Below are 24,133 nucleotides of genomic sequence, written 5' to 3'. Positions count from 1 at the left end.
GCGGAATGTAGGCGAAGCCGCAATGTAGTAGATCGCCGTGCCAGCACTTTTTATGGATTCTCAGCATAGGGCAACCCCTTCTGTGGGAGGCCGATACCACCGGACATGCTTACCTTCACATATGCGTCTTCCCCGAGAACCCAGTGGTACAAGTTACAAAGATCGTCCGGAAACAACTTCAATCCCGAGCCACCGATGTATCCAAAGTGGTTGCTGATAAACATCTTCTTGACCAAAGGAAATAATTCACCTGCATATCTATCTTGCCGAGCTACCATGGCAGCAGTGATAGAGGTAACTAGATCAGCTAGTTGTAGATGCTTAACTAAGTGGGATGGAGTTGTAAGAATATTTAGCGCTACACGATCTGGGCCAACGTGTACAGTTCCATTGTTAACCCGCTCAAGGAAATCGGACAAAAATGCCTCGTCCTGTTTATGGCTGCCACCCGGCCGGTCAGCGATCATCAAGCCAATGGTGTCTTGCTTCTCAAGGTGAACGGATATGCGCTCGAAAGCGAAGTCCAACGCTTTGTTGAAGGCGCGTTCTCCCTTCAACGTTGTGCGCCCCTTGTCCCAACAAATGACGATTGCCTTTACGCCGTGATCGAGTGCCGCTTGTATAATCTCACGGTAACATTCAGTTCTTTTCTCACCGTGTAAGTTTTCATATATCCAGGATTTCTTCTTGGGCGACCACTTAATCTCTTCGCCCTCGGGAATGGCATATTTTTTCTGGCAGATATCGGTAATCTGCTGTTCAAGAGGCATCAGCGCCTCTGGGGATACAAAAACTCCCCCAAATGAGATTATTTTTCCCATGCCATCTCGAACTCCTTTGTGAGTTGAGTCATCGGCGAAAAACAACTCCATGGGTCATCTCCTATCCATAACAGCAGCTAGACAGCGCGCTTCACCACTGCAAAAATTTGTCTGCGTCGTTGTTACAGCCTTTGAACCGTCAATCGCACCGCAGATAAATTTATAAAACAACAGCCTAGCGCACCATCGTGAGCTCTGCCACGGAATCATTTGGCTTCTGTAATTGGCTCCGTCAATTAAATAGCATGAAAGACCAGTGATTCGCTTGGAACCTTCGGGGAAAAGCACTAATCGAATGTTCGCTTTTGTTTAAAAGAAAACATTTTGGGCGGCCACAAGCGGTTGCCTGTGTGCCCATAAAGTGGCCAAGCTGACCAACTTATGGGTGCCATATCAGCCAATATCAAGAGTCTGCTCAAGATAGCCATTGTCATATGAGAAGCCGGGCATGTTAGCTGGGGCTTAGTGTTTTCCTCAACCGGCCATCTCAAATAATCCCCGCCTCTAGGCTGGCTGCCATCGACAATCCAAGCTTCTCACATTGGTCAACAAACTCCTCCTGAAATTCCCCTCGACAGATTAGAGCTCTTGAACTAAACGCCATTTTAGGCCGGTAGTAATGCTCTCTACTGCTCTACGAGTACCCGTGCCGTCGTGGCCCGCGCGAATGTAGTAAGCAAAGGGTAAGCCTTGGGTTTTCTCCAGGCAGGGATAATAGCTGCGATCAAAGAAATCCTTCAAAGCGCCGCTCATATAACCGAGGTTTTCAGTGGTGCCGAGGATAATGGCATCACAGGCAAGAACATCATCCGGGCCGGCCTCGAGTGGCGCCAGCACGGTTACTTCTACATTTTCAATGTCTTCATGGCCCGCACCCTGCGCGACAGCGTCGCGCAGGGTGCGGGTATTCAGAGAAGGCGCATGGGAAACAATGAGTAATTTCTTTTTGCGATCCATAACGCACCTCCCGGGATGTCTTAAATCAGTTCGCTACTCGCTTCTTCGGCAGCTTCGGCGGCCGCCGCAGCGTCTTTCTTGGAAACCGGTTTCGGCATCAGCTTGTCACGTACTTTGGTTTCGATTTCCATGGCAATTTCCTTGTTTTCTTCAAGGAACTTGCACGCATTGGCTTTGCCTTGGCCAATCTTATCGCCGTTGTAGGCATACCAAGCGCCGGATTTGTCCACAAAGCCTTCTTTAACGCCCATGTCGAGCACTTCAGCCAACTGGTAAATGCCCTTGCCGTAAAGAATCTGGAACTCAGCCTGACGGAAAGGCGGGGATACCTTGTTCTTGACCACTTTAACGCGGGTTTCGTTACCCACTACCTCATCACCGTCTTTTACCGCACCAATACGGCGGATATCCAAACGTACAGATGAGTAGAATTTCAGAGCGTTACCGCCAGTGGTGGTTTCGGGGCTACCGAACATCACACCGATTTTCATACGAATCTGGTTGATGAAGACCAGTAGGCAGTTGGAATGCTTCACGTTACCCGTGAGCTTACGCAGAGCCTGAGACATCAAGCGGGCTTGCAGACCAACGTGGCTGTCACCCATTTCGCCTTCAATTTCAGCTTTCGGTGTAAGCGCGGCAACGGAGTCAACAACGATGACGTCTACGGCGTTGGAGCGCACGAGCATGTCGACAATCTCCAGAGCCTGTTCCCCGGTGTCTGGCTGCGAAACCAGAAGGTCGTCCACGTTAACGCCGAGCTTTTCCGCGTAGATAGGATCTAAAGCGTGCTCAGCATCGATAAAGGCACAGGTTTTGCCTTCCTTCTGCGCTTCCGCAATAACCTGAAGAGTCAGTGTCGTTTTACCAGAGCTCTCAGGCCCGTAAACTTCAACAACCCGCCCGTAAGGCAAGCCGCCTATACCCAAAGCAACATCCAGCCCGAGAGAGCCAGTGGAAACCGCAGGCATGGCTTCGCGGGGCTGGTCGCCCATTTTCATTATCGCGCCTTTACCAAACTGGCGCTCAATCTGACCCAGCGCTGCGCTCAATGCTTTTTTGCGGTTATCTTCCATCAGTGCAAACCCTCTGTTGCCTAGGCCGCCAGCGAGAGAACACAAGCCGGCGGAGAGATAGTAAATCGGGACCCGCGCAATGGTTGCGGCAGAATTCCCTGTATGTTTGAACAGTATTAAAACATACCCCGCGAAAGAGACCAACCCCTGTTATTGTGAAAAACCTCAGGCTTCTTCCAAAAACCCGCTAACACCCTGCAGGGCAAAGAGAACCGCTTGCCGGCGCACCTGATCACGATCGCCGCTAAAATGCTGAACCACCGCCTCTGTCGTCTTCACGGCACTCCCCCACGCGAACCAAACCGTGCCTACTGGCTTCTCTTCGCTGCCACCACCAGGCCCGGCCACACCACTTACAGCCACCGCAATATTCGCCCCGGTTGTCGCCAGGCACCAGCGACCATCTCGCGGACAACTGGCTCACTAACAGCTCCATGGTTATCCAAAGATACATCCGTAACCCCAAGCAAAGCCTTTTTAGCATCATTGCTGTACGTAACCAGACCACCCACCACGTAGGCTGAAGAACCTGTTTTATCTGTTAATACTTTGGCAACCCAGCCGCCGGTGCAGCTCTCGGCGGTCACCACCGTAAAGCCCATCTGTGATAATTGGTCTGCTAACTGGCTTGCTGCTTGTTCGAGTTCGTAGTCGCTGGCAGGCATAATGTTCTCCTCGTTTCATCACGGGCATTATTTTCTTACAATCCGTGGCTTCACCCAAAGCAAGATTATCCGGACTCGTCCATGTCAGCAGCTCAGAACAGCAAACCCCAGCACACCCCAATGATGCAGCAATACCTTAAAATCAAGGGTCAGCACCCGGACGAGCTGGTGTTCTACCGGATGGGTGATTTTTACGAACTGTTCTATGACGACGCCAAGAAGGCCGCAGAGCTGATGGATATTACCCTCACAGCCCGGGGGCAGTCCGGCGGCAACCCAATTCCCATGGCAGGCATCCCGTTTCATGCCTCAGAAGGATACATTGCACGGCTGGTCAGGGCGGGTCAATCCATTGCCATTTGCGAGCAGATTGGCGACCCGGCAACCAGCAAAGGCCCGGTTGACCGCCAAGTGGTCAGAATTGTTACCCCCGGCACCCTGAGCGATGACGCTTATCTCGAAGACCGTCGCGACAACCTGCTGGCCGCCATTTATCACCACCGCGAACAGTTCGGCTTTGCATCATTGGACATCTCCAGTGGTCGATTTGTGGTTTCCGAGCTAGATAACCTGGAAGCCTTGCAAGGGGAATTGCAACGGTTACGCCCTGCGGAAATTCTTATCAGTGAAGACTTCCCGTATCAGGAAGTGCTTACGGGCCTTACCGGCGTTCGGCGCCAGGGCCCCTGGCTTTTTGAATCCGATACGGCCCGCCGCGTAATTACACAACAGCTACAGGTACGGGACCTCACCGGTTTTGGTTGTGAGGATTTGAGTTTAGCCATTTGTGCCGCCGGCTGTTTATTGCAGTACGCAAAAGAAACCCAACGCACCGCCCTGCCCCATATCCGCAAGCTAACCCGAGAACGCCGGGACGAGGCGGTGATTCTCGATGCCACCAGCCGCCGCAACCTTGAGATTGATGTCAATCTTATGGGCGGGTATCAGCACACTCTGGCCTGGGTAATGGACCGAACTGCAACCTCCATGGGCGGCCGGGAGCTAAGGCGCTGGCTGAACCGCCCGCTGCGGGATGTGAACGCAGTGCAACAGCGACAGCAAGCGGTATCTGCCCTGCTTGAGGGCTTCCATTACGAGCCTGTACATAACTTGCTCAAAGCCGTGGGCGATATTGAGCGCGTGTTGGCCCGAGTGGCACTGCGTTCGGCCCGCCCCAGAGATCTGGCCCGCCTGCGGGACGCCTTCCAGACCCTGCCAGAGCTGCAGAAAACCCTGAAGCCGGTTAATTCTCACCACGTCGTTAAACTGGCCACGGTGATTGGCGAATACCCAGAGCTTGCCGACACGCTGGAGCGTGCGATTATCGACAACCCTCCGGTCGTGATCCGCGAAGGCGGCGTGATTCGTGAAGGCTTTGATGGCGAGCTGGACGAGCTGCGCAACATCAGTGAGAACGCCGGCCAATACCTGCTGGACGTGGAAACCCGGGAGCGAGAGCGCACCGGCATAAGTACCTTGAAAGTTGGCTATAATCGGGTTCACGGCTACTACATTGAAATCAGCCGAGCCCAGTCTGCGCATGCACCTGTGGACTATATCCGCCGCCAAACCCTGAAAAACGCAGAGCGTTTTATTACCCCGGAACTGAAAGAATTCGAAGACAAAGCCTTGAGCGCCAAAAGCCGTGCGCTGGCCAGAGAAAAGGGCCTTTACGATGAGGTACTGGAGACAGTCGCGGAACAGCTCGCGCCCCTGCAGGATGCCGCACAGGCGCTGGCCGAGCTGGATGTGATCAGCAACTTTGCCGAGCGCGCCACCACTTTACGCTTTGCTGCACCGGAGTTTCGCGAGGCTGCCGGGTTCGATATCGAGGAAGGCCGCCACCCGGTAGTCGAGCAGCTTCTTGACGAGCCTTTCGTGCCCAACAACCTGCTGATGGACACCCAACGCCGCATGCTGGTCATTACCGGCCCCAACATGGGCGGTAAGTCTACCTACATGCGCCAAGCGGCCCTCATTGCTCTACTGGCCTACACGGGCAGCTTCGTACCAGCCAACCGTGCTGTGCTTGGGCCAGTAGATCGCATATTCACTCGTATGGGTTCATCCGATGACATTGCCGGCGGCCGCTCCACCTTTATGGTGGAAATGACAGAAACCGCCAACATCCTGCACAACGCCACCGAGTTCAGCCTTGTGCTGATGGACGAAGTAGGCCGAGGCACCAGCACCTTCGATGGATTATCCCTGGCCTGGGCAACGGCCGAACACTTGGCAAAAGAGATTCGCTGCTACACCCTGTTTGCGACTCACTATTTTGAGCTCACGCAGTTGGCGGACGATCTGGAACTCGCTGTAAACGTACACCTGACAGCAACAGAACACGACGACAGCATTGTGTTCCTGCACAATGTACACGAAGGCCCTGCCAGCCAAAGCTACGGTTTGCAGGTAGCAAAGCTGGCCGGCGTGCCCCAGAGCGTGATACACAACGCCAAAGCGCAGCTGAAACTGCTGGAAGGCAGCGCAGTGCCCGCAGCCACTACGCGCCCATTGGTCGCTGAGGCAAGCCAGAAACGGCCAGCAGTGCCCAGCCAGACCGTTTACCAGGGTGACATGTTTGCCAGCGCAGAACCCAGCGCCGTGGAAGAAGCATTGCAGAGCTTCGACCTGGACGACTTGTCACCCAGAGAAGCCATGAACCGGCTGTATGAATTGAAGAAATTATTGAAAACTGACGGGAAGTGACGTGAATAATAAGGTTATAGCTGCCAGACGCTTGCGGCAGCGCGGGCTGCTCCCTACAATATCGCCCATTAAAATATAACCATGGAGCCTGACAACAAGCTCCGGATGAGATTGACCACTGGACCAGGGATCTGATTATGGCGTTTATCGTTACCGATAACTGCATCAAGTGTAAACATACAGACTGCGTAGAAGTGTGCCCGGTAGACTGCTTCTACGAAGGCCCGAACTTTCTGGTAATCGACCCGGACGAGTGTATCGATTGCGCGCTGTGTGAGCCCGAGTGCCCGGTTGAAGCGATTTTCTCGGAAGACGAGCTACCCGCAGACCAAGAACCATTCATTGAAATCAATGCCGAGTTGGCGGCCAAGTGGCCCAATATCACCGAGAAGAAAGACGCTCCTGCAGACGCTGCAGAATGGGATGGCAAGCCCAACAAGCTTCAGTATTTGGAAAGATGACTCGAGCCAAGCTTGGCAGCACCGCCCAAGCCTAAGCGCAAAAAAGGGAAGCCTATATGGCTTCCCTTTTTTTATGAAACTGCATCACCTTGAGCAGCCAAGCAGCAGGCTGCAGATACTAGGATTCCGGCTCCAGAATCTTACGTGCCGCAGCCGATTTATAAAAAGCTGACAGCCGTCGGCGCACAAGCGCCTCAACATACCCCTCTTCCTGAAGCACACCGATAACTGGAATAGCCCAGGCGTCCACCTCTGCCATAATTACATCGCGGGTAACGCCCAGATCACCGAGCAAGTCGGTAAGCGGTCGGTCACCATATTTCACAAACAGATGTGACACCACAGCCCGGGCACAGCCTTCAAAGTAAGCTGTTTTGCGGAACTGCAGCCAAAACTCATATCCCAGCACGACAAACTCCTGCAGCTCAACGTCTCCCAACCCATCGTGAAGCTCTGCAATCGTTCGATCCTCTACAGAAACCCAGGCCGCCATCACCGTGTCTCGCACTTCTTCATCGGAAAGCGCACGCTGCAGGAACTGCTCACTGCGGCTGACAAGCCCCGGCAGGCTATCTGAAAGCCAGGCTTTAAGGCGACGTTCAAAGGTTTCATCCAGCCCGGGCACCGCTTTGTTAGCCATGCGCTTGCCAAACTTCATCATGGAACCAACGCCGGGGACCGTTTTAGTGATCAGATTGTCTTCATAAAGGTAATTAACAATACCCTGATAGACCACGTTTGATACCAGCTCCTGATAAACCGGGTGAGCCATGATTTCGCTGATCACCCGCTCACGCTGCTGCCTTAGCTCTAGCATTTCTTCCACAAACCCCGTGGCCTGCTCGCGGGTGATAATGTCGCCCAAGGTGTTGTTCGCCTGAACCGAGGCATTCAGTACCTCGGCCGCCATCTCGCCTGCCAGTTCGGGAATGCCTGCGTCCAGCTCCATGCTTACAACAACGCGCTGGATGGTCTCCATCACTTGTTTTTCCGAGGCTATGCGATTCAGGGTGACAGTACCTGCGTGATCAAGAAGCTCACTGACCTCCTGCTTAAGGAATGTGCGAAGCTTTGTACCCTTTAGTGAGGCAACTTCATGCTTCACATGCAATTCCAGCAGTTGACTGGCTGGATCGATTTTGTCCTTGGTCATGGTATTCGCGGCCTTGTTGATGTGGTGAAACACAGCTAAATTGCACTGGATAGCGGGAGGCTAACACGAAGATCGGAAAGACGGATTCGCCATAATTGCGGTTGGTTCGCTGCGGCCGGGCCAGTGCCGGCAGCTGCGGAGGTAATTACTGATAATCGCTGAAGCTGTGTGTGTCTGCCGCCAGCGCCAAACACAAGCTGCCGGGGCCAACGTAAATGCTGCTGGTAATGCCCATCTGTGACAGTAGCAACTCGACGCCATTTTGTTCGCAGGCATTTCTGAGCCGATTCAAACCAGGCAAATCTTCGATCTCTGTCCAGGCCAAGCCACAGGATAGGCTCACATAAGGCGTTAGTAGCCCAGCCTCAACTCGTGCAGTGGCATAATTCATGACCTTTTCTACAGCCACGTCAAAACTGCGGGTCTTGGCAACGGGCTGGCCTTCAGCGCCCTGGCCAAAAATCACCGGAGTGATATTCAAGGCTTTACCCAGAAACGCCACAACGCCCGATACGCTTTTGTCACCACGGCGCCGGGCACGCTCACGAATATAGTGAAGGTCACGGGGAATAACGCAGGTGTATATCTTGTCTGAGAACCGCTCTACCTCGTTACGCAAGGCATTTTTAGAAAGCTTCTGATCAATCAGTTTAAGTGTATGGGCTGCCAACAAACCCTGCCCCGCAAAGATCTGCTTGCTATCAATCACGCGCATGGAAAATTTGCCCTCACGGCCTGAAGCTGCGCGTGCTTGCTCGTAATTGGCCATTACGCTGTTCATGGCTTCCGACGCATTCTGGTAAATCAGGCTTCGGCTGCGGGTGACCGTTTCACAGATGGCCACATCGAACTGGGGAACAATCTTTTCCATGAACAGCTCATGAATCTGCTCGGTGGTAAAAGCCCGGGTTTCAGCATGGCGGCCTTTCTGCAAAAGCCCACTCTGATAAAACTCCTGAGTTCTTACAGGGTCGTGTTTATCAATATAGGTTTCGCCATCGATAACGGCCGTCACCGGGAGGACAAACAAGTCGTGCTTTCGACTGAATTCGTAAGGTAAATCACACGCCGAATCAACGATCAACCCAACTCGCATGCTGGACCTCCTGTTTTGGGCCGCTTTCCCGAACGGAAGCGCCATTTATTGTAATGGTGTTAGCAAGCTTCATCTTTACACACCCTGTACCGGTTTTCAGCACACCCGGATTAAATGGTGGGCGCAGCAGCATCCAGTTCCCGGAGATTTTCCTCCAGAAGCGCCCTGTTATCCTGCTGCCAAGGGTGAAAGTCTTTGCGGAAGTACGCCAGAAAATCAGGCAGACACTTGCGCAAGATTCCGGGCTTGCCCCACAAAAAGTTGAGCCCGCCCATCCAGGTGCGAAGGCTCCAGAGCTTACCGTCGGTTTTCAGAAGGCTGCAGGTATTCAGAAAAGTGTATTTAAAGAAATTCCAGGTCACAAACAGGAAGATAATCCGCCTAAGGCGCTCGTTACCTACGCATTCTCGGTACACATCAAACGCCACCGATTTGTGCTCGGTTTCTTCTATGGCATGCCAGCGCCAGAGCTGAGCCATCACGGGCGTTGCACCATCCAGCCATTCAGGATGGCTTAAAATCGCATTCGCCAGCACCGCTGTGTAATGCTCGGCGCCGCAAGTACCCGCCAGCTGCCGGCTGGGCGACAATTTTCCAACCCATTCCATGTGCTTGCGAAAGCGGCGATCCAGCCCCTCAATATCATAGCCCCGAGCTTTCAGGGCTTCGTTGTAGGCTTTGTGCTCACGGCTGTGCAGCGCTTCCTGGCCAATAAATCCACGGATCTCGGCCTTCAGCTTCGGATCGGCAACCCGGTCCTGATAAAGCCGAACCGCGTTTATAAATTGCTGCTCGCCATCTGGAAACTGAAGCGATAGGGCATTAAGGAACGCTGTTCGGAACGCGTCGTCGCCGTGCCAAAGCGTTTTCAGATCTTCGTTGACATCAAAATGCAAATTCCGGGGCTTAACGGACACCCCTTCGGGAGTGAAACTGACGGTCATGACTGCCTCCTTTTTATTATGACGTTCGAGCGGCGGACAAAAAATCACCAACAAACTCAGTTTAGTCCTGAGGACGAGACAGAAGGAAGAGCAAGGCCAGGAAAACGGACAGATTGTCACAAAATGACACACCGTCATGGGCGCACGGAGGAGAAATAAAAGGGCAGGCAAAAAAAAGGGGAGGCGTTCCGCCTCCCAAAGACACACAGGATAAGGACGGCCCCCGGTGTAAACCGGAGGCCACCAATTCAGTGCTTGTCTGCCTCGTCTTTACCCGGTGCATCAGGGTCTGAGGTAAAGCCAAGAAGCTTGGTTCGCTCAATCAGCAGATATAGAACCACACCCGTCGCAAGGCCCCAGCCGGCGCCATAAACCGCCAATACCACGCCCATGGTGCCCGCAATACCACGTTCGGTATTATTCTCAAGCTGCTCCAGGCCTACCATCAAACAAATGTAACCGGTCAACAAAAGAGTCAGCGACAACGCAATGGGCAATACCGGCTGAAAAAAGCTCACCAGCGGCAAGATAAACAGGGCAATAAAGCCGGTAATCCAGAAGGTGCCGCCACCGCTATAGATTGAGTCCATGGCGTTGCGACCATATTTGTAGCGCTCAGCCATGGTGGCCGTCACAGCTGTCCAGATTGGACCAGCGAGTCCAGGATACGGAGCGAAGAAAGCATGCCCACCGTTGCGGATAGCGGTTACCAGATGCACGCGGTCGATACTGTTGTCGATATCTTCGTCTTTACGAAGATGATCCACGCGATTCATCAGGGACTGGCCCACTACAATATCGCCGAAAGCAATAATGTAGGCGATGACCGCCGTTGGAATCGCGTAGAGGAATACTTCGGGATTGGGGAATCCAACCGTAAACGGCAGGTAGTTCCACAACTCGTCAAAAGCCGGTTTGGTAATGCCCCATTCAACATTCGGAACGTCATATTCGCCGGTGGCAAACCCCACCAGAATAGCCACAATCATGCCCGGAACCATACCGTAATTGGCCACCTTGCGAGCAAAGGAATTGACCTCAACAAAGCCCTTGAAAGACACAGAGAACATCAGATACAGGCAAACCAGTCCGCCAACAATCAGTGATATAGGCGTATTGGCCACCCGACCGCCTACTTCAATTTCTCCCATCAGCGCAGCAATACCGGCACCAATAATAATACCACCCTTCATGGAGCGAGGTATCAGATCAACCAGCTTGCTCCCTAAACGACTGACACCGAGCAAAAGGAAAATGATAAACACCAGGAACTGCAGTGCAAACATCGCCTGAATGGCTTCTGGGCCAGGCTCAAAGTCACTCAGGAACAGCAGTACCACCGGGATACCCGGCGTTATCCAGCCCGGAACCAGAGGGACACCCAGCAAGGCGGGCAGCATAAAACCAATACCGCAGATCACTGCATAGGCCAAGGCTACGTCGTAGGGTACACCGAGGTATTTTTCCAGTAGAGGGATCATGGCCAGACTAACCACAAACATGATCAATGCTTGCACCATCTCCGCAAATTCCCAGCGGTAGTGAACAAACGGTAGGCGAATTTTGAATGGGCCAGCAGGCCAGAATGGCTGTTCTTCCCCATTCTTACGATGAAACATTTGCATAGGAATCTCCTGACACACGCGAACAGCGTGTGCCTGATCATGTTGTTTTTGTGGTGATATTCGGCAGCACTGGGGCCAGTGCTGCCAGTCAGAAGATCAGTCCAGCTCTTTGGCTTGATCCCTAAGTACGAACTTCTGGATCTTGCCCGTGGAGGTTTTGGGCAGCTCCGAGAAAACGACGGTTTTGGGTACCTTGAAGCGAGCCAGGTGTTCGCGGCAGAAGTTGATAATATCCTCTGCGCTCACATCGCCCGCTTCCGGCTTGAGGGTTACAAAGGCACAGGGAGTTTCGCCCCACTTTTCATCCGGGCGAGCCACTACCGCGGCTTCGAGAACCGCCGGGTGCCGGTAAAGCGCATCTTCTACCTCAATGGTGGAAATGTTCTCGCCGCCAGAAATAATGATGTCTTTGAGACGGTCCTTGATTTCCATGTAGCCGTCTTCGTGCCACACGGCCAGGTCGCCGGTGTGGAACCAGCCGCCGCGGAACGCTTCCTCGGTGGCTTTCGGGTTTTTCAGGTAGCCTTTCATCACGGTATTACCGCGCAGGAAGATTTCACCGATGGTCTTACCATCTTTGGGAACCGCCTCCATCGTTTCGATGTCACCCACCATGGTGCCGGCAAGGGTGTGATAACGCACACCCTGACGGGCTTTCATCTTCGCCCGATCATGCAGCGGCAGTTCATCCCACTCCTTCTTCCACGCACAGACCGTTACCGGCCCATAGACTTCGGTCAGGCCGTATACGTGAGTCACTTTGATGCCCATTTCCTCAACAGCACCAATAACCTGGGCCGGAGGCGCCGCGCCTGCAGTCATAGAGCGAACCTCGTGATCAATGCCCGCCTTGGACTCAGGCGGCACATTCAGCAAAGCATTCAGCACAATGGGCGCACCGCACATGTGGGAGACCTGGTGCTCTTTGATCAGTTGCAGGATTTTTTCCGGATCTACCCGGCGCAGACAAACGTGGGTACCAGCCATGGCTGTAATCGTCCAGGGGAAGCACCAGCCGTTGCAGTGGAACATAGGCAACGTCCACAGATACACTGGATGCATGCCCATCGACCATACCGCCTGGTTACCCAGTGCGTTGATATAAGCGCCGCGATGGTGATAAACCACACCCTTGGGGTTACCCGTGGTTCCGGAGGTGTAGTTGAGCGATATGGCATCCCATTCGTTATCCGGGAAACTCCACTGGAACTGCGGGTCGCCTTCCTTCAGAAACGCTTCGTAGTCCAGGTCGCTTACCTGAACACCTTCCCCATATTCCGGGTCGTCCACATCAACAACCAGTGGCTTGTCGTCCAAACGGCTGACCGCGTCGCGCACCACTTCGCCAAATTCGCGATCTGCGATCACAACCTTTGCTTCGCCGTGCTCGAGCATATAGGCAATGGCTTCTGCATCCAGACGCACATTCAGGGTGTTCAGCACTGCACCCACCATGGGCACACCAAAGTGGCACTCCACCATTGCTGGAATATTGGGCAACATGGCGGCAACCGTATCACCCCGGCCAATGCCGCGACCTTTCAGCGCCGACGCCAGCCGCCGGGAGCGATCATAAGTCTGCGACCAGTTATACCGAATGGCCCCATGAATAATGGAGGGGAAATCCGGGTAAACGCTGGCGGTGCGTTCGATAAAATCAATCGGTGATTGAACAGCGTAATTGGCATCAACGGGCGCAAGGCCCTGATCGAAGATCGAGGTCATGGGGTGTTCCTCTTTGAGAGCCTGTTGTTCTTGTGGCGTATTCAGCAAAATCGTTAGACTAGCTATAATGTCTTATAGTCAGAATGATATTTAATAACGCAAAAACTAGAAACTACACCAACGTATTATAGTATAGTTACTATATACCACTCCCTTGTGAGAGATTTGGTTACTACTATGAGTTTTAGCTTGCCAGACGCAGACCCGCAACCCGGCCTGATACTGAACCACTCCGCTCACGTGTTGCGGAGCAATCAGGCCGCAGATACATTGTGGGTGAAGAATGATCTGGCAGGCCTTTCTGACCTGCTTCCAACAAATGTGCAGGCATTGGTTAACGCTGCGCTGCAACAAGCGCGGGCGATCGAAGGTGTAGAAACCCGGTTCAACAGCACCATACTTTTATGGACGTTTATTCCCTCCCCGCAAACCTGCGAGGTACTGGCCCGCGGGCGGGACGCCACAACCGACGTCCTGACGCATGAACAAGCCACTCGATCAAACCGCCTATACCGAGTGATCACCGAAAACACCACCGATCTTATCTCGCGCCATGCTCCGGACGGGCGCTTTATCGACGCTACGCAGGCTTCATGGCGCTTACTCGGTTACTGGCCTGAAGAGCTACGCGGTAAGCTTTTGGAAGATATTTTTCGCAGTGATAGCGCTATGCAGCAGCTCACGGAGGCCCGCAATCGCCTAAGAGATGACGGCTATGCCACCATGACTCTGGATATAGCCCACCGTAACGGCAGCAAACGCTGGTTCGAGATCGCAAGCCGGGCCATAAGGGAAACCTATACAGGTGCGGTTGTTGAGGTAGTCAGCGTATCCAGAGACATCACTGCCAGGGTGGCCTCGGAAGATAACAACCGCAGGCTGGCTGATGAGCTTGCGCGCACAGCAAGGCTCGCGGCACTGGGCGAGCTGGCATCCAGCATAGCCCACGAAATGAACCAGCCCCTGGCAACCATCGTCAACTTTGCCAGTGCCAGTCAGCGTTATCTTAAAAGCGCAGGAGCAAACCCCGAACACCTTGAGCGTGTTGACGATGGCCTTCAGAAAATCATCCATCATGCCAATCGCGCATCAGAAGTAATCAAACACTTACGCGCCTTTCTTCGCAAAGGCCGGAAGCGCACCACAACGGTTTTACTAAACCAGACTCTTACAAATGTAGCCCGACTTTGTCAGTGGGAAGCTGACAAAAACAACGTAGACATTGTCTGTGCACCCGCCACCGGTGAGCCTACCATCATCGCAGATCCGGTATTGCTGGAGCAGGTGCTGATCAATCTGATCCGAAATGGTATGGAAGCAAACGTGGAAACCCGCAGTACTCAGCCGGACAGCGCAGGTTCACGCCTGGTGATTTCAACCTCGGTAAACAACAAGGGCGAGACCCTGATAGATGTCACCGATGAAGGGCCTGGTCTTGATGAACAGGAGATCAGGCAAATGTTTCAGCCGTTTTACACCAACAAACCTCTGGGGCTGGGATTGGGGCTCTCCATGAGCCGCTCCATTATTGAAGGTTTTGGTGGATTTCTGGACGCTCAACCTGCCTCAACCGGCGGCCTTACACTAACCTGCCGCTTCCCGACAGCGCCCGCAAACAAACGCACACCAAGCATCGAGACTGAACCCAATGAGTGATCAACCTGCACCTGACACCAACACCGTTTACGTTGTTGACGACGACGACGGCATGCTGGAATCGACACAATGGCTGCTGGAGTCGGTCGGGTTAAACGTGCATGCGTACAGCGACGGCCGCAAGTTTCTTGACGCCTTGGGAGACAGCCGGGGCGGCTGCGTGGTGCTGGATGTAAGGATGCCAGGCCTGGGTGGGCTTAACGTTCAGGAAGAGCTACAAAAGCGAGGCATTGAGTTGCCGATCATTTTCGTATCCGGCCATGCGGACGTGTCTATTGTGGTGCGCGCGTTCAAATCTGGCGCTTTTGATTTCATCGAGAAACCGTTCAACGAGCAACTACTTCTGGACAGCGTGCAACAGGCACTGGAGGCGCATCAGCACTCCAACCACCTGCAACTGGGCGACGAGCGAACCGACGCGCTCATTACAACGCTCACGCGCCGGGAGCGGGATGTTTTCCTACCCATGGCCCAAGGCTACACCAGCCGGGAAATCGCCGATCAGCTGGGCGTAGGCGTCAAGACCATCGACCTCTATAGAGCCCGCGTAATGAAACGCCTGGGTGCCGAGCGGTTGCCCGACGTTACGGGTATGGCCATCACCGCCGGGCTTCTGGACCCATCAAACCTTCGCACTGAATCCTGAGTAACCTCCCACCAGGCGCCTCAACCGCTCTGCGCCAGCTCTTCATGGGCAAGTGCTCCGAGCCTGGCGATTGCCTGGTCGATGCGTTCGCTCCAGGGGTTGCCACCATTCAGCCGCAGGCACGATTCGAACTTGTCTGAAATCGAGAACATCAGGCCCGGTGCCACGTTAATGTTTTCCGCCCGCGCCCGGTGATAAACCCGAGTGCCAGAAACCCCAGCAGGCAACTGCACCCACAGCACAAAGCCGCCTTGTGGCCGGCTTACGGCCGTGCCAGCAGGAAACGAGCGAGCCACAGCTGCTCGCATACGCTCTATCGCCTCCCGATAATTTTGCCGTGCAGAGCGCAGATAGCGATCATAGCCGCCCTGCTCCAGAAAATGCGCAACCGCCAGTTGTGGAATGGACGACGTTGCCAAATTGGAAAAGTATTTTTGCTGCCGGGCACCGGCCATGTAACGCCCGGGCAACATCCAGCCCAGTCTCAACCCAGGAGAAATGGTTTTCGAAAAAGAGTTGCAGTAGATAACATTGTCTGTGCGATCAAAGGCTTTCGCAGGTTTGGGTCGTTCGCCTGAGTGATAAAGATCTCCGTAAATATCATCCTCTATTAACGGCACGCCAGCGGCGGCAAGCATAGACACCAGCTGTTTCTTGCGCTCATCCGGCATTCGGGCGCCCATGGGGTTACTGTGATTGCATACCACCACGCAGGCTTTCAAGGGCCACTGCTCCAGGGCCAACTGTAAGCCTTCAAGACTAAGACCGTCAGATGGGTGCGTCGGAATTTCCATGGCTCGCAGCCCGACAACTTCCAAAGCCTGAAGAATACCCGGGAACGACGGCGACTCAACTGCCACTATGTCCCCCGGTTGAGTGACAGCGCGCAAGCCCAGAATAATGGCCTCCTGAGCACCGTTGGTAACCAGCACATCATCTGGTGTCACAGGAACACCTACCGACGCCATACGCTGCGCAATCTGCCTGCGGAATGACTCTTTGCCGGGAAAGGCGTAGTCCAGCGTTTCAAGGCCACGTCGTGCGGCCCACAGCGTGCTCTGCTGAATCTGCCGTAACGGCAGATAATCCGCATGGGGAATGGCAGTGGCCAGCGGCACCATGCGTTTTTGCTCATCCGCACACAAATCCAGAGCCATCTCACGGGCACTGACCGGTACCGGCCGGTTGCGATGCTTATGCATAACAGGCTCTGGCGCATCAACGGCAGGCAAGCGAACAAAATAGCCACTGCGTTCCCGGGCCTGAAGATAACCACGGGCCTCTAGCGTCTGGTGCGCCTGCAGCACCGTTGAAATGCTGACGCCCAACTGCTTGCTCAACACTCTTACGCCGGGCAACCGGTCTCCATCGCGATAGACTCCGTCCTGTATCAATGCCTGAAGCCTGTCTGCCACTTGGTTGTATAGAACACCCATCCCCGTTGCCTCGCCGCATCGATAAAATTTTTGCCCACTCAAGCACCACTGTCGCCATTGCAACAGACCGGCGTCGGTTATGAACAGTACAGTTGCCGGTAAAACTGACCGGTACAGATGGTCGACTGTCTCTTCTGTACCGGTTCAAAAACAGGTTATCTGAATCTGTTATGGCTGTCTGCACAGGGGGACAATAACAACATCGCAAACAGAAGAAGGAGTTTCATCATGGGCATAGCAAACAGTCACGCTCTGGCAGCAACACGGAACAATCTCTTCGGGCTTCAGCCCAACGCTCCGTCCTTGTATGAGGAGGGAGGGAAAACGAGCCGCCAATGGCTGGAAGACCTCGGGTTTTCCGTGAGGCAGTCGGATCAGCAGCACTGGGTGGTAACCCACCACAACCCCCTGCCCGAACTGCACTTTTACAGCGCCCGTGAACTGGCGCAGTTTGCCAGCTACAAGGCTCACCACTACGCTAAGCGTTTGCTCCGGGAGAACAGATCATGAGATACCCCATCTATCAGGTAGACGCCTTCACCAGCGAGATCTTCAAAGGCAACCCGGCAGCCGTTATGCCTCTGGAGTCATGGCTGCCGGATGCGACATTGCAAGCCCTGGCGGCGGAGAACAATCTGGCAGAGACGGCGTTTTTCGTACGTGAAACCAGTTCTGATAGCGCAGACTTTCACATACGCTGGTTCACTCCGCGTATAGAAGTGCCTCTTTGCGGGCATGCCACTCTGGCCAGCGCCTGGGTTATTTTCAACAAACTGGGCTGGCCTGAACATGCGATTCGCTTCCAGTCCAAAAGCGGCCCCCTGGGCGTTCATAAGACCCCGGATGACTGGCTGGTACTGGACTTCCCCAACCTTCACATCGAAGAACAGGAAACACCTGCCATCATTATCGAAGCTCTTGGTGGCGCACCCGCCCGGGCCTTTCACGTGCCGAGCGACACCAATGACATGATCGTTCTGGAAAACGAAGCAGCGGTAAGAGCGGCGCAACCGGATCTGCGAATACTAAAGCAACTGGGCAATATGGGCCTGATTGTCACTGCGCCCGGCGACCAGGCCGACTTCGTTAGCCGGTACTTTGCCCCCGGCTCAGGCATTGATGAAGACCCGGTTACGGGCTCGATTCACAGTGCTCTGGTGCCTTATTGGGCCGACAGACTCGGCAAAACCAAGCTTGAAGCCCGACAGCTGTCAGCCCGGGGCGGCGTGCTGCACTGTGAATTGAAAGGCGACCGTGTTGCCATTGCTGGGCAGGCTGCGTTCTATATGGAAGGAACAGTTCACTTGGAATGAGCCATACGACGGCTCTGGGGCTGGTATACTGCGCGCCACATTAACCAACCGGCAGGCAGCAATGACGGCAAGTTCCAGCAACCAGTACGATGTAATCATTATCGGCGCCGGCGCCGCCGGCCTGATGTGTGCGGCCACCGCAGGCTATCGCGGGCGTAAGGTGCTGGTAATTGATCATGCCAACAAACCGGGAAAGAAAATCCTCATGTCTGGTGGCGGGCGCTGTAACTTCACCAACCTCAACAGCACGCCTGCCAATTTTCTATCAGACAACCCGCGCTTTTGCATTTCTGCCCTGAAACGTTATACCCCGCAGAATTTTCTGGATCTTGTTGAACGCCACGGCATTGAACATGAAGAAAAAGCCGCTGGTCAGCTGTTTTGCAAAGACAGCGCGAAAGAAATACTCGCCATGCTGCTGACAGAATGCGACTGGGCCGGTGCTGAAGTTCGCATGAAAACCAGCGTAAAGAGCATCGCCCAAAGTGCTGGGCACTACCGGGTTAACACCAGCTCAGGCGCCCTCACCTGCGAATCTCTGGTTATCGCCTGCGGCGGCCTATCCATCCCCACCATGGCGCAACCGGCTTCGGCTACGACATTGCCCGGCAATTCGGGCTCACGGTTCTGCCCACCCGGGCCGGGCTGGTACCCTTCACGCTGCACCCCGAATTGAAGCAACAACTGGCACCTCTGTCCGGCGTAAGCTGCCCGGTGGATGCGGCCTGCAATAACCATCATTTCCGGGAGCCCATGCTGGTCACGCACCGGGGGCTGAGCGGCCCGTCGATGCTACAGATTTCCAGCTTCTGGCAGCCAGGCGACCCGCTAACCATCAACTTGTTGCCGGAGCGAAACACCCTGGAAGACCTGCTATCCCTGCGCAAACAGAAGCCGCAATCAACCGTTGCCCAATACCTTATTCAACACCTGCCTAAGCGTTTCGCCCAGGCTTTCAATGAGCTTTTCGGCTGGAACGGCCCGCTTCAGAGCTACAAGAACAGCGACCTTGAACAGATTTCAGACGCGCTGAGGCAATGGACGGTCAAGCCGGCGGGAACAGAAGGGTATCGTACAGCTGAAGTCACGCTCGGCGGTGTAGACACTCGCCAGCTTTCATCAAAAACCATGGCGGCCCTGGAGCACCCAAACCTTTACTTCATCGGCGAGGTTGTGGACGTAACGGGGCACCTGGGTGGGCACAACTTCAATTGGGCATGGGCTTCAGGGGTGGCCGCGGGGCAGTCAGCTTAACGTGACCAGCGCCGGCAAACACAAACCTAGCGCAGAATCACCAACGGCTTTTTAGCCGATGTCAGCATACTGGTCGTCGTGCTGCCCAACAAAAAACGGCGAATTTTCGAGTGTCCGTAGGCGCCCATCACCAGAATGTCGATATCGAACTCATCCTGATAACTATGCAATACCGGCTCTACCTCACCACTTCGGATAGCCAGTGTAATTTCCGACTCCAAAGGCGCCAGCATAGCCTCTGCCTTGCGCAGCTGGGCCATGGCTTCGGTCGTTTCATTGCCCACCATCACCAGGTGCAGGGGCATGCCCTTGAGTACCGGGCTGGCAGCCAGGTGTTCAACGCCACGAAACGCTGTGGCACTGCCGTCAAACGCAAGCATGGCACTTTTGGGCGCTGAGAACTCATTCGGCACCAGCAGGATCGGCCGGCTCATGCTGCGGATAACAGTTTCCAGTTGGCTGCCAATATGCTGCTCACCGTCTGAACTGCTTTCACCGTGCAATCCCATTACTAGCAGGCGAATCTGTTCCTGCATGTCCAGCAGCGATTCGGTTAAACCACCGTGGCGCTGGCGCTTTTTGATCTCACTGATACCAGCTGTTTGTATCCTTTGCGCCGCCTCGTCCAGCATATGATTACCATGCTCCAGGGCCAATTTGGCGCGCTTACGATCCAGCAACGCCAACTCATCCAGCAGGTGTTCACGGCTACCCAAGCCAATGTTCCCAGCTAAATCCGGCTCTGACGGATAACGCTCTTCGTCGAGCACGTGCAGCAGGGTCAGCGGTGAGCTCATATGCTTACTAGCCCAGGCGGCGTAATCGCATACTGCCGGCGCCGCGCGCGAGCCGTCAATGCAAGCCACAACCTGCAGTGTATCTTGGGAATTTCCTGTCGCGTCTTGCATATTAATGGCCCATCAGCTGATCAATGCCTTCCGGCTTGTCGTGCACGCCAAAGCGGTCAACGATGGTAGCGCTGGCCTTGTTCATGCCAATCACTTCCACCTCCGCACCGTCACGGCGGAACTTGATAACCACTTTGTCGAGCGCGCCCACGGCGGTGATGTCCCAGAAATGGGCACGGCTCACGTCTATGACCACTTTATCGACCACTTCACGAAAATCAAACGCTGCAACGAATTTTTCTGATGAACTGAAAAACACCTGCCCCATTACGGTGTAGCTGCGCGTGCCTGAGGATTCGTCCAGCGTTGTCTGCACCTCCATAAAGTGCCCGATCTTGTTGGCGAAGAACAGCGCCGCAAGCAGTACGCCGGCAAACACACCCAGCGCCAGGTTATGAGTCACAACGACAACACATACAGTTACCAGCATCACAATGTTGGTAGACAGCGGGTGGGTTTTCAGATTACGAATGGACTCCCAGGAAAATGTGCCGATGGACACCATGATCATCACGGCCACCAGAGCAGCCATGGGGATGCGCACCAGTACATCGTCCAGCACCAGTATCATCACCATGAGGAACACGCCCGCTGTGAGCGTGGAAAGCCGGGTTCGGCCACCGGATTTGATGTTGATAACCGACTGACCAATCATTGCACAACCAGCCATACCACCCAGCAAGCCAGAGCCGATGTTGGCAATACCCTGCCCTCGGCATTCACGGTTACGGTCACTTTCCGTATCGGTCAGATCGTCCACAATGGTGGCGGTCATCATGGATTCCAGCAAACCCACCACGGCCAGCGGAATGGAATACGGCAGGATGATCATCAGGGTTTCGAAGTTCAGCGGCACATCTGGCCAGAGAAAAATTGGCAGCGTATCAGGCAGATCACCCATATCGCCCACTGTGCGCACGTCAATATTGAACAACACTGCGACGATGGTTAGCGCCACGATGCAAATCAGTGGCGACGGCAGCAGCTTGCCCAGTACCGGCACATACGGGAACAGGTAGATAATACCCAGCCCGGCGGCGGTCATGGCGTATACATGCCAGGTTACATTGGTGAGCTCGGGCAACTGAGCCATAAAGATCAGGATGGCTAGCGCATTCACGAAGCCGGTCACCACAGAGCGCGACACAAATCTCATCAGGCTGCCCAACTTCAGCCAGCCCGCCACAACCTGGATCACACCGGTTAACAGCGTGGCAGCCAGCAGGTATTCCAGGCCGTTCTCCTTGACTAGCGTCACCATTAACAGCGCCATGGCGCCGGTTGCCGCAGAGATCATACCTGGGCGACCACCCACAAACGCGATGATAACGGCGATACAGAATGAGGCATAAAGCCCGACTTTGGGATCCACTCCGGCGATGATCGAGAAAGCAATCGCTTCTGGAATCAACGCAAGGGCAACCACGATTCCGGCGAGCACATCGCCTTTGGTGTTGGAAAACCAGTTGGCTTTCAGTGTATTTACCATAGCTTTGGGTACCCGGGTGGCTGCGCTGTTTAATGAACGTCGGATTGCCGTCGCTTAAATTACGGATTACGGCAAAATAAAGGGCGCGAAGTCTACCAAAATACGGGTTCCGGCGTAAGGGCGGCCTGGTTTCAGTGGCCACGCAACTGCTAACGGGCGCAACGAAACGTTAAATTGTAACGACAGGCACCGGTCAGCGGGTGTGCTCCGGCCTTCAGTGTAAGCACCCCGTGGTAACGTAACCGCGAAGGCCCACCCCACACCACAACATCACCGTGCGCCAGAGGAATGTTCTTTGGTCGCGCGCTCCGCGTCAGCCCGCCGAACTGAAATACCTGGGACAATCCAAGAGAAACCGACACAACCGGTTGCGAGAAATCCTGCTCGTTTTTATCCTGGTGTAACCCCATCTTTGCACCGGGTTCGTAACGGTTGATAAGGCAGGCGTTTGGAGTGAAATCACCATATCCTGCTGCCAATGCGGCTGATCTGGCCAGACTGGCGAAAACAGGAGGCATAATGGGCCAAGGCGCCCCGGAACAAGGGTCTTCTGCCTGATAGCGGTAGCCTTTTGCATCGGTGATCCAACCCCAGCATCCGCAACAACTCATGGCGACAGACATGCTATGCCCACCGGGTGTTTTCATATGCCTCAGGGGCGCCACCGTCGTTATATGCTCTATCTCGCTTAGCAGATCCGGCGCTTGGGCAGAGGCAAAATGCCGGAGCACAATGGCCCCTTCCGAGAGCCTTTCGGTGGTCACTTCAATTGGTTGGTCTGCAAACAGATCGGGGGTCATAACCGGTATTTTTAACACGAAAAACAGCTCAACTCCCAAACTCTCTGAAAAACAGATGGCCTGAATGAAAGCCTGTTCATGAAGATTCACTGAAAAACACGTATATTCTGTGGTCTGATCCATTATCCCGTAAGGACCTTTTAATGCTGTTTGCTATGATCATTGGTGGTTTGATTGGTTACGCCTTTGGCAAGTTCCCCGGTTTTTTAGTGGGGGCTGCTCTGGCTGCATTCCTGCTTAACCGCGCTAAAAGCCGCCTGATTGGCAAACTCCACAACATTCAATCCGGCTTTATTGAATCTGTTTTTGCGGTTATGGGCGCCTTGTGCAAAGCCGATGGTGTTGTATCAACAGATGAAATACAGATGGCCGAAGCCATGTTTGTGCGCTTCCGCCTGAATGACGCTCAGAGAGAAACCGCTAAAGCCGCATTCAGCCGTGGTAAGAGCGAAGATTTTGATCTGGATGCAGAGCTGGATCACTTCCTGCGCATCAGCGGGCGTCAGCCGGCTTTCTTGCAAATGTTTCTTCAAGCGCAGTTTTCTGCAGTCGCAGCAGATGGTGTAGTACATCCCGCCGAACGGGCAATGCTGATGCGTATTGCCCGGCGCCTGGGCCTGCCAGAGAGCCAGGTTGACCAACTGGAGGCCATGCTGCGAGGCGCTCATGCAGGCCAATCCGGCAGCCAACGATCTACTGCCCAGCAAACCGACGATGCTTACAAGGTTCTGGGTGTTTCTCCGTCAATCAGCGACGCAGAGCTTAAGAAAGCGTACCGCAAGCTGATGAGCGAGAACCATCCCGACAAGCTTGCAGGGCGAGGCCTTCCTGAGAGCATGCGCGAAATGCAGAAGAGCGTACACAGGAAATTACCCACGCTTACGATGTCATCAAGGAATCCCGGGAAAACAACGCCTGACGTCCCCCTTTCCTACCCGTTCGACAAGCCCGGTTAACCCAACGGGCTTGTGAACTCATACCTGAAATGACATGTCGTCGTGTTTTGCGTTCGAGTAGAGTATGCCTCCAAGAAAGCAGCTTCCCAGGAGCCGCTATAAATATTCACGGAGACGCTTCGAATGCCGGTCCATTATCCCCTGCCAGCCACGCATACGTTCACTAACGATGCGCTAGGCAACGACGATGCCACTGCTCTGGCCGATCGCATCCGCAGTCGCGACGTATCGGTTACCGAGGTGACCCAGGCTAGCATTGAGCGGCTGCACAAAGCGGAGCCGCTGGTGCACGGTATGGTTGCTGAGCGCTATCAGCAGATGTTGGAGGCTGCGGCGGGGCTGGATAAAGAAAAAGGCCTGGCGGACGCGCCATTTTTCATTGGCGTACCCACCTTTATTAAAGACAACACAGATGTGGTGGGAATGCCACCCGCCAGGGTTCA

Annotated in this window: 17 protein-coding genes and 5 pseudogenes; 9 read left to right on the top strand and 13 right to left on the bottom strand. The window is 54.3% G+C overall.

What is annotated here, in order from left to right; all coding sequences use genetic code 11:
- Window positions 1–50: 50 nt before the first annotated feature.
- The 4 genes and pseudogenes from BCA33_RS08755 to BCA33_RS08740 all read right to left on the bottom strand — a co-directional run bounded on the left by BCA33_RS08755 (window position 51) and on the right by BCA33_RS08740 (window position 3,519).
- Entirely contained in the window at window positions 51–872 is an 822-nt protein-coding gene (locus BCA33_RS08755; protein ID WP_071265048.1) for a DUF3800 domain-containing protein, read from the bottom strand.
- Between the two features lie 436 nt (window positions 873–1,308).
- Window positions 1,309–1,778: pseudogene (locus BCA33_RS08750) on the bottom strand (flavodoxin family protein).
- 20 nt (window positions 1,779–1,798) lie between these two features.
- On the bottom strand, window positions 1,799–2,854 hold the full coding sequence (gene recA / locus BCA33_RS08745) for a recombinase RecA (RefSeq protein ID WP_071265046.1): 1,056 nt from the start codon (window positions 2,852–2,854) through the stop codon (window positions 1,799–1,801).
- A gap of 165 nt (window positions 2,855–3,019) precedes the next feature.
- Window positions 3,020–3,519, bottom strand: a pseudogene (locus BCA33_RS08740) (nicotinamide-nucleotide amidohydrolase family protein).
- Window positions 3,520–3,600: 81 nt separating this feature from the next.
- On the opposite strand from BCA33_RS08740, the gene mutS reads away from it, so the two are divergent.
- Complete coding sequence (gene mutS / locus BCA33_RS08735) at window positions 3,601–6,228, top strand: DNA mismatch repair protein MutS (RefSeq protein WP_071265044.1); 2,628 nt, start codon at window positions 3,601–3,603, stop codon at window positions 6,226–6,228.
- A gap of 137 nt (window positions 6,229–6,365) precedes the next feature.
- Complete coding sequence (fdxA, locus tag BCA33_RS08730) at window positions 6,366–6,689, top strand: ferredoxin FdxA (RefSeq protein WP_071265042.1); 324 nt, start codon at window positions 6,366–6,368, stop codon at window positions 6,687–6,689.
- 118 nt (window positions 6,690–6,807) lie between these two features.
- Here the strand turns inward: fdxA and BCA33_RS08725 are convergent, their stop codons facing one another.
- The 5 genes from BCA33_RS08725 to BCA33_RS08705 all read right to left on the bottom strand — a co-directional run bounded on the left by BCA33_RS08725 (window position 6,808) and on the right by BCA33_RS08705 (window position 13,232).
- Window positions 6,808–7,842 (bottom strand): hypothetical protein, encoded by a 1,035-nt coding sequence (locus BCA33_RS08725; protein ID WP_071265040.1) that lies wholly within the window; start codon window positions 7,840–7,842, stop codon window positions 6,808–6,810.
- A gap of 145 nt (window positions 7,843–7,987) precedes the next feature.
- On the bottom strand, window positions 7,988–8,938 hold the full coding sequence (locus BCA33_RS08720) for a DegV family protein (protein ID WP_071265038.1): 951 nt from the start codon (window positions 8,936–8,938) through the stop codon (window positions 7,988–7,990).
- A gap of 110 nt (window positions 8,939–9,048) precedes the next feature.
- A complete protein-coding gene (locus BCA33_RS08715) occupies window positions 9,049–9,882 on the bottom strand; it encodes a metal-dependent hydrolase (protein ID WP_071265036.1) in 834 nt (277 codons plus the stop codon).
- Window positions 9,883–10,130: 248 nt separating this feature from the next.
- Window positions 10,131–11,507, bottom strand: a complete 1,377-nt coding sequence (locus tag BCA33_RS08710) for a solute carrier family 23 protein (RefSeq protein ID WP_071265034.1) — start codon at window positions 11,505–11,507, stop codon at window positions 10,131–10,133.
- 96 nt (window positions 11,508–11,603) lie between these two features.
- Window positions 11,604–13,232, bottom strand: a complete 1,629-nt coding sequence (locus BCA33_RS08705; protein WP_071265032.1) for an acyl-CoA synthetase — start codon at window positions 13,230–13,232, stop codon at window positions 11,604–11,606.
- 177 nt (window positions 13,233–13,409) lie between these two features.
- Between BCA33_RS08705 and BCA33_RS08700 the strand changes: the two genes are divergently transcribed.
- Window positions 13,410–14,888 carry a sensor histidine kinase gene (locus BCA33_RS08700; protein WP_071265030.1) on the top strand — a complete coding sequence of 493 codons (1,479 nt, stop codon included), beginning with the start codon at window positions 13,410–13,412 and terminating at the stop codon, window positions 14,886–14,888.
- Complete coding sequence (locus tag BCA33_RS08695) at window positions 14,881–15,534, top strand: response regulator transcription factor (RefSeq protein WP_071265028.1); 654 nt, start codon at window positions 14,881–14,883, stop codon at window positions 15,532–15,534. Before BCA33_RS08700 ends, BCA33_RS08695 begins: the two co-directional genes overlap by 8 nt.
- A 20-nt stretch (window positions 15,535–15,554) precedes the next feature.
- On the opposite strand, the gene BCA33_RS08690 is transcribed toward BCA33_RS08695, so the two are convergent.
- Entirely contained in the window at window positions 15,555–16,970 is a 1,416-nt protein-coding gene (locus BCA33_RS08690) for a PLP-dependent aminotransferase family protein (RefSeq protein WP_071265026.1), read from the bottom strand.
- 228 nt (window positions 16,971–17,198) lie between these two features.
- Here BCA33_RS08690 and BCA33_RS08685 point away from each other — a divergent pair, with 228 nt between their 5' ends.
- The 3 genes and pseudogenes from BCA33_RS08685 to BCA33_RS22730 form a co-directional block, all read left to right on the top strand.
- Window positions 17,199–17,480, top strand: a complete 282-nt coding sequence (locus BCA33_RS08685; protein WP_071265024.1) for a hypothetical protein — start codon at window positions 17,199–17,201, stop codon at window positions 17,478–17,480.
- Window positions 17,477–18,283, top strand: coding sequence for a PhzF family phenazine biosynthesis protein (locus tag BCA33_RS08680; RefSeq protein WP_071265023.1), 807 nt, complete (start codon window positions 17,477–17,479; stop codon window positions 18,281–18,283). Before BCA33_RS08685 ends, BCA33_RS08680 begins: the two co-directional genes overlap by 4 nt.
- Window positions 18,284–18,344: 61 nt before the next feature.
- Window positions 18,345–19,468: pseudogene (locus BCA33_RS22730) on the top strand (NAD(P)/FAD-dependent oxidoreductase); the annotation flags it as partial.
- A gap of 95 nt (window positions 19,469–19,563) precedes the next feature.
- Here BCA33_RS22730 and BCA33_RS08670 read toward each other — a convergent pair.
- The 3 genes from BCA33_RS08670 to alkB form a co-directional block, all read right to left on the bottom strand.
- Window positions 19,564–20,445, bottom strand: coding sequence for a universal stress protein (locus BCA33_RS08670; protein ID WP_071265021.1), 882 nt, complete (start codon window positions 20,443–20,445; stop codon window positions 19,564–19,566).
- 1 nt (window position 20,446) lies between these two features.
- Window positions 20,447–21,934, bottom strand: coding sequence for a SulP family inorganic anion transporter (locus tag BCA33_RS08665; RefSeq protein WP_071265019.1), 1,488 nt, complete (start codon window positions 21,932–21,934; stop codon window positions 20,447–20,449).
- A 149-nt stretch (window positions 21,935–22,083) separates the two neighbouring features.
- Window positions 22,084–22,734 (bottom strand): DNA oxidative demethylase AlkB, encoded by a 651-nt coding sequence (gene alkB, locus BCA33_RS08660; RefSeq protein ID WP_071265193.1) that lies wholly within the window; start codon window positions 22,732–22,734, stop codon window positions 22,084–22,086.
- A 143-nt stretch (window positions 22,735–22,877) separates the two neighbouring features.
- Here alkB and djlA point away from each other — a divergent pair.
- Together djlA and BCA33_RS22725 are read left to right on the top strand one after the other, a co-directional pair.
- A pseudogene (djlA, locus tag BCA33_RS08655) lies at window positions 22,878–23,653 on the top strand (co-chaperone DjlA).
- Between the two features lie 160 nt (window positions 23,654–23,813).
- Window positions 23,814–24,059, top strand: a pseudogene (locus tag BCA33_RS22725) (hypothetical protein); the annotation flags it as partial.
- Window positions 24,060–24,133: the final 74 nt, after the last annotated feature.

The organism is Marinobacter sp. AC-23, from assembly GCF_001858325.1.
GTDB lineage: Bacteria > Pseudomonadota > Gammaproteobacteria > Pseudomonadales > Oleiphilaceae > Marinobacter.
The sequence above is the reverse complement of the archived record's forward strand: the minus strand, read 5'-3'. Positions and strand labels throughout refer to the sequence as shown.

What these genes read in the sequence shown, in the direction of transcription:
- BCA33_RS08755 (WP_071265048.1), bottom strand. Translation starts at nt 872, where the DNA reads ATGGAGTTGTTTTTCGCCGATGACTCAACTCACAAAGGAGTTCGAGAT.
- recA (WP_071265046.1), bottom strand. Translation starts at nt 2,854, where the DNA reads ATGGAAGATAACCGCAAAAAAGCATTGAGCGCAGCGCTGGGTCAGATT.
- mutS (WP_071265044.1), top strand. Translation starts at nt 3,601, where the DNA reads ATGTCAGCAGCTCAGAACAGCAAACCCCAGCACACCCCAATGATGCAG.
- fdxA (WP_071265042.1), top strand. Translation starts at nt 6,366, where the DNA reads ATGGCGTTTATCGTTACCGATAACTGCATCAAGTGTAAACATACAGAC.
- BCA33_RS08725 (WP_071265040.1), bottom strand. Translation starts at nt 7,842, where the DNA reads ATGACCAAGGACAAAATCGATCCAGCCAGTCAACTGCTGGAATTGCAT.
- BCA33_RS08720 (WP_071265038.1), bottom strand. Translation starts at nt 8,938, where the DNA reads ATGCGAGTTGGGTTGATCGTTGATTCGGCGTGTGATTTACCTTACGAA.
- BCA33_RS08715 (WP_071265036.1), bottom strand. Translation starts at nt 9,882, where the DNA reads ATGACCGTCAGTTTCACTCCCGAAGGGGTGTCCGTTAAGCCCCGGAAT.
- BCA33_RS08710 (WP_071265034.1), bottom strand. Translation starts at nt 11,507, where the DNA reads ATGCAAATGTTTCATCGTAAGAATGGGGAAGAACAGCCATTCTGGCCT.
- BCA33_RS08705 (WP_071265032.1), bottom strand. Translation starts at nt 13,232, where the DNA reads ATGACCTCGATCTTCGATCAGGGCCTTGCGCCCGTTGATGCCAATTAC.
- BCA33_RS08700 (WP_071265030.1), top strand. Translation starts at nt 13,410, where the DNA reads ATGAGTTTTAGCTTGCCAGACGCAGACCCGCAACCCGGCCTGATACTG.
- BCA33_RS08695 (WP_071265028.1), top strand. Translation starts at nt 14,881, where the DNA reads ATGAGTGATCAACCTGCACCTGACACCAACACCGTTTACGTTGTTGAC.
- BCA33_RS08690 (WP_071265026.1), bottom strand. Translation starts at nt 16,970, where the DNA reads ATGGGTGTTCTATACAACCAAGTGGCAGACAGGCTTCAGGCATTGATA.
- BCA33_RS08685 (WP_071265024.1), top strand. Translation starts at nt 17,199, where the DNA reads ATGGGCATAGCAAACAGTCACGCTCTGGCAGCAACACGGAACAATCTC.
- BCA33_RS08680 (WP_071265023.1), top strand. Translation starts at nt 17,477, where the DNA reads ATGAGATACCCCATCTATCAGGTAGACGCCTTCACCAGCGAGATCTTC.
- BCA33_RS08670 (WP_071265021.1), bottom strand. Translation starts at nt 20,445, where the DNA reads ATGCAAGACGCGACAGGAAATTCCCAAGATACACTGCAGGTTGTGGCT.
- BCA33_RS08665 (WP_071265019.1), bottom strand. Translation starts at nt 21,934, where the DNA reads ATGGTAAATACACTGAAAGCCAACTGGTTTTCCAACACCAAAGGCGAT.
- alkB (WP_071265193.1), bottom strand. Translation starts at nt 22,734, where the DNA reads ATGACCCCCGATCTGTTTGCAGACCAACCAATTGAAGTGACCACCGAA.